The sequence below is a fragment of the Gluconobacter cerevisiae genome, assembly GCF_015244675.1.
In the GTDB taxonomy this organism is placed as follows: Bacteria; Pseudomonadota; Alphaproteobacteria; order Acetobacterales; family Acetobacteraceae; genus Gluconobacter; species Gluconobacter cerevisiae.
This window is the reverse complement of record NZ_JABCQO010000004.1, coordinates 199,753-206,922: the sequence shown is the minus strand read 5'-3', so window position 1 is coordinate 206,922 and position 7,170 is coordinate 199,753. Positions and strand designations below refer to the sequence as shown.

Annotated in this window: 7 protein-coding genes and 1 pseudogene; all 8 read left to right on the top strand. The window is 56.2% G+C overall.

Annotated features, from left to right (window positions below; all coding sequences use genetic code 11):
• Positions 1-98, top strand: a pseudogene (locus HKD21_RS07390) (IS5/IS1182 family transposase); the annotation flags it as partial.
• Between the two features lie 331 nt (positions 99-429).
• Complete coding sequence (locus HKD21_RS07385) at positions 430-1,233, top strand: IclR family transcriptional regulator (protein WP_194255010.1); 804 nt, start codon at positions 430-432, stop codon at positions 1,231-1,233.
• A complete protein-coding gene (locus HKD21_RS07380; RefSeq protein ID WP_194255008.1) occupies positions 1,230-2,207 on the top strand; it encodes a 2-dehydro-3-deoxygalactonokinase in 978 nt (325 codons plus the stop codon). The genes HKD21_RS07385 and HKD21_RS07380 overlap by 4 nt, the downstream gene beginning before the upstream one ends.
• Complete coding sequence (locus tag HKD21_RS07375) at positions 2,204-2,836, top strand: 2-dehydro-3-deoxy-6-phosphogalactonate aldolase (protein ID WP_194255006.1); 633 nt, start codon at positions 2,204-2,206, stop codon at positions 2,834-2,836. Before HKD21_RS07380 ends, HKD21_RS07375 begins: the two co-directional genes overlap by 4 nt.
• Before the next feature lie 35 nt (positions 2,837-2,871).
• Positions 2,872-4,020, top strand: a complete 1,149-nt coding sequence (dgoD, locus tag HKD21_RS07370; protein ID WP_194255005.1) for a galactonate dehydratase — start codon at positions 2,872-2,874, stop codon at positions 4,018-4,020.
• Positions 4,021-4,045: 25 nt separating this feature from the next.
• Positions 4,046-4,819 (top strand): SDR family NAD(P)-dependent oxidoreductase, encoded by a 774-nt coding sequence (locus HKD21_RS07365; protein WP_215748024.1) that lies wholly within the window; start codon positions 4,046-4,048, stop codon positions 4,817-4,819.
• Positions 4,820-4,907: 88 nt separating this feature from the next.
• Positions 4,908-6,185, top strand: coding sequence for an MFS transporter (locus tag HKD21_RS07360; protein ID WP_322782915.1), 1,278 nt, complete (start codon positions 4,908-4,910; stop codon positions 6,183-6,185).
• Positions 6,182-7,141, top strand: a complete 960-nt coding sequence (locus HKD21_RS07355) for an SMP-30/gluconolactonase/LRE family protein (RefSeq protein ID WP_194255003.1) — start codon at positions 6,182-6,184, stop codon at positions 7,139-7,141. Before HKD21_RS07360 ends, HKD21_RS07355 begins: the two co-directional genes overlap by 4 nt.
• The last annotated feature ends 29 nt before the right edge of the window (positions 7,142-7,170 follow it).

Here is a 7,170-nt window from a genome sequence, read left to right as displayed (position 1 = left end):
ACTGGCGACGTGTTGCGACCCGATATGACCGCTGCGCTCATACATTCATGTCCGCAATCCACATCGCAGCAAGCGTCATCTTCTACCTCAAAGAATGAGTCCTGAGCCTAGAATAATAGAGCGGTTATAAACTTGCAGATAGGCTTTATATTTTTTCCTCTCCCGTATCTGGAGGTCGATATTCGCTCTATTGGGAAAGAGCAGTTTTTCTATTTGCTTTCTCATCATTCCCTTGGCGAAGCGTGTCGCTTTAATAGCGGTCGACCTGAGTTGAGCGTTTTGTGTCTGAGGCAATGCCCTGCGGACAACGCGGTAAAATATCATTCTGGGCATAATATCGTTATCAATGCCCTTAACATCACATAAAAATGTTCCATATCGTCCGATATGTGGTTTCAATCCCATATTTTGGGATGTATATGCGAAAGCATGATCAGATCCGACAGCAACAGCAGCAGAGTGGATATGTCTCCTGAAGGAGCGTCCGAGTGGCCCGAAGGTACTCAGGCATTGGGCCGAGGCTTGTCCTTGCTTCGCGCCGTCGGTGAAGGATGTGATACGCTGAATGCGCTGGTTGATTGCCTGGGGTGTACGCGCAGCACGACACATCGGCTGGCGTCAGCGCTCGTTCAGATGCACTGGCTTCATCAGGATCATGCTGGCAGCTATCAGCTTGGCCCAAAAGTTGCAGAACTTGGGGCTTTGGCCCGGCAGGAACATCCAGTTCTGGTTCTGGCGCGTTCCATTCTTCAATCTCTCGGAGCTGCAACACAGGATACGGTCCATCTCGGGATCAGAATGGGAGACCGTGTTCTGTATCTCGATAAGGTTGACGGGCAGAGAGGGTTGGAAATGCGCTCCCGCGTCGGGCAAAGCATGCCTCTGGCGCTCACGGGAGTTGGCCGCGCCCTTATCATGGATGATGATGAGGCATCGTGGAGGCATCTGTACGATGTTTCTGGTGCTGATCCGCTTCAGTTCAAAAGCTGGCTGGATCGTATGCGGCATTACCGTGCGATCCGCTGCGTCTTTGACCTAGAGGATAATGAACTGGGCATCAACTGTGTTGCTGTCCCTGTCCGTGATGTCACGGGAGATATTGTTGCGGCCATCAGTGTGGCCAGTGCAACGCCCTATCTTCCCCCGAAACGGATGGAGGAACTGGTTCCGGTGGTGCAAAAAGCTGCCGAGACGGTGTCCCGTCATCTTGGCTGGAAGGATGGCGTCATATGAGCGGGTCTTCTGCCGGACTTCCGGCCCTCCTTGCACTGGATTGGGGAACGTCTTCTCTCCGGGCCTGGCTGATGACGGAGAGCGGTCAGATCCTGAAGGAGTATCGAAGCAAACACGGAATTCTGAATCTGCCGGAAGGAGGGTTTTCTGCGGTTCTGGAAGACCTTCTGGGCTTATGGCGTCTGCCCATTCTCCCCCCCGCGATCGCTTGTGGGATGGTTGGAAGTGCGAATGGATGGGCGGAAGCGCCCTATCTTGCCTGTCCTGTTTCTCCAGATGCACTGGCTACGTCCCTGAAGATGGTTCAGACAGGGCAGGGGATGCTCTCGATCATTCCGGGTGTTCGGGATGATGGAATGGTCCCCGACGTCATGCGTGGTGAAGAGACGCAAATTCTGGGTGTTCTCGCCCTTCGCCCTGATCTGGCTGAGGACGTGACGATCGTTCTTCCCGGCACCCATTCGAAATGGGCACAGATCCATCAGGGGCGGATCGTCGGGTTTCGAACGTTCATGACGGGTGAACTCTACGCTGTGCTGACGGCGCACAGCATCCTCGGAAGGTTTAGCGCTCCAGAAAGACCGTCTGATGCTGAGTCCATCATGGCTTTCGAAGACGGTGTCCGGACCGGGGCGTCTGGAGACAGTGTTTCATCCCTGTTGTTTTCTGCACGGAGCCGCGTTTTGGCTGGGCGCCTCTCTGCTGCTGCCGTGCCCGATTATCTGTCGGGCCTGCTGATTGGGAACGAGGTTTATTCCGGCCCCCGTCTCAATAGGGCGTCGTCGCAAAGAACCGTACTGGTCGGCGATGATGCTCTCTGCGCGCGATATCTCAGGGCTTTTCGTCTGCTGGGTCAGCCTGAACCCGAGGTCCTCGGGAATACAGCTCCAGCGGGATTGATAAAAATTGCTCATCTGGCGGGACTGGTTCCGGGTGGAGCCAGATCCCAGCCATTTTCAGGAGTAGGTGCATGAACATATTCACTCATGCTTTGAAGCGCTGTCCCCTGATCGCCATCCTTCGCGGGCTCCGTCCGGAAGAGGCGCTTGGGGTAGGACAGGCTCTGGTTGATGCGGGCTTCACGATTATCGAAGTCCCGCTGAATTCGCCTGATCCTTTCCGTAGCATTGCTCTGCTTCAGGAGACATTTGGCGATCGTGCTTTGATCGGCGCCGGGACCGTCACATCTCCGGAAGCAGTGCGGGATGTGGCGCGTCACAATGGCAAACTGATTGTCATGCCACACGCAGACGTCGCCGTTATTCGGGAAGCCAAAACTCATGGCCTGATCTGCACGCCGGGAGTTTGCACCCCTACGGAGGGGTTCGCGGCTCTGGCTGCCGGGGCTGATGCGCTGAAAATGTTTCCTGCCGAACAGCTTGGCCCTCATGCTCTGGCCGCCTGGAAAAGCGTGTTTCCCACAGGCACGGCCTTTATTCCCGTCGGTGGCATCCGGCCTGAGACGATGCAGGAATATTTCAGGGTCGGGGCGGCTGGATTTGGGCTGGGGTCGGCTCTGTATCGCAAGGGCGACAGCGCGGACACAATCGCGGCCAAGGCCCGAGCCTTCATTGATGCGCTTCCCGCATCGTCCAGCCACTGAATCCATCATTTCCGAACTCACGACAGGACATCATCATGAAGATTACGGCACTCAAGACCTATATGGTTCCGCCGCGCTGGCTGTTTCTGAAAATCGAGACGGATGAAGGCGTTTTTGGCTGGGGCGAGCCCGTCGTCGAAGGTCGGGCCGCGACTGTGGCTGCCATGGTCGAGGAACTGTCCGATTACCTGATTGGCAAAGACCCGTTCCTGATCGAAGATCACTGGAATGTCATGTATCGTGCGGGCTTCTATCGGGGTGGTGCGATCCATATGAGCGCCATCGCCGGGATTGATCAGGCGCTCTGGGATCTGAAGGGGCGGGCGTTCAATGTGCCGGTCTGGCAGCTTCTGGGCGGAAAGTGTCGTGACCGTATCCGTGTCTATTCATGGATCGGTGGAGACCGTCCGGCTGATACGGCGCGTGCTGCCAAAGAAGTCGTGGATCGCGGTTTTACGGCTGTGAAAATGAATGGCACGGAAGAACTCCAGTTCATCGACAGCCACCAGAAAGTGGATGAAGCGATTGCCAGGGTTGCGGCCATTCGCGAGGCGGTGGGGCCGTATGTCGGGATTGGTGTGGATTTCCACGGACGTGTACATAAGCCGATGGCCAAGGTTCTGGCGCGGGAACTTCAGCCCTTCGGCCTGATGTTCATTGAAGAACCTGTTTTGAGCGAGAATTTCGAGGCCCTGCCGGAAATTGCCGCTCAGACGTCCATACCCATTGCGCTAGGTGAGCGTCTGTTTTCGCGCTGGGATTTCAAGCGCATTCTGGAGCAGGGCTGCGTCGATATCATCCAGCCTGATCCCTCCCATTCCGGGGGTATTACGGAAACGCGGAAAATCGCTGCCATGGCAGAGGCTTATGACGTCGCTGTCGCTCTGCATTGTCCGCTCGGACCGATCGCTCTGGCAGCCAATCTTCAACTGGATGCCATCAGCTATAACGCGTTCATTCAGGAACAGAGCCTCGGTATTCATTACAACAAGAGCAATGACCTTCTGGATTATATCGTCGATCCTTCGGTGTTCTCGTATGTGGATGGACATGTCGCCATTCCTGACGGCCCCGGTCTGGGGATTGAAATCAACGAGGAGTATGTAAAGGCCAAAGCTGCTGAAGGACATCGCTGGAGAAATCCTGTCTGGCGCCATGCCGACGGCTCTGTGGCAGAGTGGTAAAATCATGATGCAGGATGCGGCTGTCATGACATTCACAGACAATCTGGCGATCTATCCCAGCCTGCGCGACCGTGCCGTCCTGATTACGGGCGGTGCGACCGGGATCGGAGCGGCCATGGTCAGGGCGTTTGCCCGGCAGGGTGCAAAGGTCGCTTTTTTCGATATCGATGACACCGCTGGTGAAGCACTGGCTGTGGAACTGGCAGGTGCACTGTTTCCTCCCGTTTTTGTGCCATGCGATGTTACGGATGTTGAGCGGTCAAGGTCGGCTTTCGTGGAAGCGCAGGAGCGTGTTGGAACGGTCGATGTTCTGGTTGCCAATGCTGCGAACGACCGTCGACACACGCTGGAAGAAGCAGACGAAGCCCTGTGGCAGCGCCTGACGGATATCAACATCAAGTCGCAGTTCTTTGCGGCCCAGACAGTCGCGCCCGTCATGGTGCAGAAGGGGCGGGGGTCTATCATCTGCCTCGGCTCAACAGGCTGGATGCAGAAGAACGCAGGATATCCCATCTATGCGACCTGCAAGGCCGCTGTGCATGGACTGGTCAACGCGCTGGCGCGTGAACTGGGGCCGTCCCGTATCCGCGTTAATGCTCTGGTGCCGGGATGGGTCATGACGGACAAGCAGAAAGCGCTCTGGCTGGATGCCGAGGGGGAAGCGGCGATTGACCGGAACCAGTGTCTCTCTGATCGGATACAACCAGAGGATGTGGCCAGTCTGGCGCTCTTTCTGGCTGCCGATGACAGCCGGATGTGTACGGGGCAGAAATTTGTTGTGGATGGCGGCTGGACCTGAGCCTGTTCGCATCTGCTTTTTTTTCGTTTTTTGAACACACAGAATGTGCGGTCGACAGGCCGACATGTTTCGAAAGAGGACCAATACCGTGTCTCATGAGCACATTCTGTCCCAACCCGTTTCGGCGTCCGATCAGAACGTGAGTGCGTTCCAGTTGCTGCGTCCATACTGGCGGGTCACGCTGGCGGCGTTTCTGGGCTGGTTTCTTGACGCCTTCGATCAGGTGGCGCTTCTGCTCTGCCTGCCGGATATCGGAAAGGATCTGGGTGTCAGCCTGACGGCTATGGGAATTATCATCACAGCCCAGAGTGTGGGGCGTGTGGTGGGCAATACCGGCTGGGGCTGGCTGTCGGACCGGTATGGTCGCAAGCTGACTTTCATGATCGGTGTGATCTGGTTTGCGGTCTTTTCCGGCGCAACGGCCATGACATGGACGTATCTGGCCATGCTGGTGGTTCAGTTCATGTTCGGGATCGGCTTTGGCGGCGAATGGACCGCTTCTGCAGCCCTTCTCATGGAAAGTGTGCCGCCGCGTGCGCGTTCTTTGGCATCGTCTCTGATGATGTCGGGATATGAATGCGGCTTTTTCGCTGCTGCTGCGGCACAGGCCATCATTCTCCCGATCTGGGGATGGAGGGCGCTGTTTCTAATTGGTGTCGTACCCGCACTTCTGGCGATTTTCATCCGTCGCGGCGTGCCGGAAAGCCCGGTCTGGCTCAAGATCCAGTCGATGCCAAAGCAACAGATTCAGCGGCGCAAGTTTGGCTTCCGTCTGGATGGAGCAGCGCTTCAGGCTCTGATTTTCATGGCCTTCGTTCAGTTCCAGAATGCGGCAATCTACAGCTTTTATCCGACGTTCCTGCGTTCAGACCGTAATCTGTCTCCTGCGGATGTTTTTCCTTTCATCGCCGCTTACTGCATTGGTTCTCTGCTGGGGAAACCGTTGTGCGGTGTTCTCGCATCCCGTTTCGGAGACCGGACGGTGTTCATGTTGTACTTCGCTCTGACAGCACTGGGGATCTGGCCGTTCATTTCGGCGCACAGCATGACGGTCATGCTAGCGGGAGCATTTGGCGTCGGCATGTTTGGAAACAGCATTTTCGCTCTCGTTCCACATTACCTGTCTCAGCGTTTTCCATCCGAGACCCGTTCTTTGGGAATGGGGACCAGCTACGCGACGGCTGCCTTAGGGCAGGGAGTAGCCGGTTTTCTGGTACCTATGCTGGGCGCACTGTATGGGTTGCCGACGGCCATTATCGGCAGTGTTTTGGTCGGGACCGTTCTGGTTGCCGCCGTCGTTTCCTACAAGCCTCCGGTTCTTCCGGGTGCCCGGATGGAAGGGGAAGAGGAGCATGCGGTCGGATGAGCACGTTAGCGTTTTCCAAGGAGCTTTCTGCAGGCCGGTTGGCTCAAAGGGAGTATCTTCCTCGATCTGATTATGCTCCCATTCTTTACGATCCGACTTTTTCGGGTTTTTTGCCGAATGCGGATATAGAGCAACTGGCGACAGGAATCGCATGGGGGGAGGGGCCTGTCTGGTTTGGCGACGGGCGCTTCCTGCTGTGGAGTGACATTCCTAACAATCGCATCCTGCGCTGGACGGAAGAGACAAGTCAGGTTTCGGTGTTTCGCGGCCCGTCCGGCTTCGCCAATGGCAATACTCGTGACCGTGCCGGGCGACTGATTACCTGCGAGCATGAGGCCAGGCGCGTCACACGAACGGAGTATGATGGTACGATTACGGTTATCGCTGACAGGTTCAGAGAATGCCGGCTGAACTCTCCAAATGATGTCGCTGTCGCCGCAGATGGGGCTATCTGGTTCACTGATCCGGATTATGGCCTCAAATCCGCTTATGAGGGCGGAGGCGGGGGGAAACAGGAACTTCCGACATCCCTCTACCGCGTCAGCCCAGCAGGGAAGATCCAACTGATTGAAGATCGTTTCCTCAATCCCAATGGACTGGCATTTTCGCCCGATGGTCGAATACTCTACGTCATTGATACCGGAGCCTCTCCGAATTTGATCTGGGCCTGCCAGTTGAATGACGCCAGTGACCGAATAACGGATCGTAAGGTTCTGATCGACGCTGCTCAGGGGCTTGGTGATGGTCTGCGCTGCGATGTAGCCGGAAATCTCTGGTGCGGGTGGGGCGGCCCTGATGGAAATGGCGTGAAGGTCTTTGGAGGGACTGGTAAAGCCCGGGCTTTTCTTCCGCTTCCAGAACGTTGTGCCAATCTGTGTTTTGGAGGGAAACGCCGTAACCGCCTTTTCATGGCCGCTTCTCACGGTCTTTATGCTGTTTATGTGAATGTTGGGTAATTGAGAAAGCGCCAGGTCTGCTATGGTTA